Source organism: Cupriavidus sp. SIMBA_020 (assembly GCF_046535395.1).
Lineage (GTDB): Bacteria > Pseudomonadota > Gammaproteobacteria > Burkholderiales > Burkholderiaceae > Cupriavidus > Cupriavidus campinensis.
In genome coordinates this window covers 1-230 of record NZ_JAWRWU010001834.1, presented here as the reverse complement: position 1 = coordinate 230, position 230 = coordinate 1, and the positions used below count along the sequence as shown (strand labels likewise).

Below are 230 nucleotides of genomic sequence, written 5' to 3'. Positions count from 1 at the left end.
CGTCGCGAGCCACAGCGCGATCGAGACAAGCGCGATCCGCGCTGCGCGCATGCGCGTCATCCGGCGCAGCAGAAACGGCAACAGCAGATAAAAGAACACCTCGCAGGAGACGCTGTCGGACGGCCCGTTCCACGGCTGCTTGATCGCCGAAAATGGAAACCAGCCGTTGATCAACAGTAACTGGCATACGAGGCTAACGACGAGCGCCGGATAGACCGCTTCCTTGATTG

Annotated in this window: 1 pseudogene; it reads right to left on the bottom strand. The window is 60.4% G+C overall.

Annotation, left to right across the window (positions count from 1 at the left end):
- A pseudogene (locus SB751_RS35935) lies at positions 1-230 on the bottom strand (acyltransferase); the annotation flags it as partial.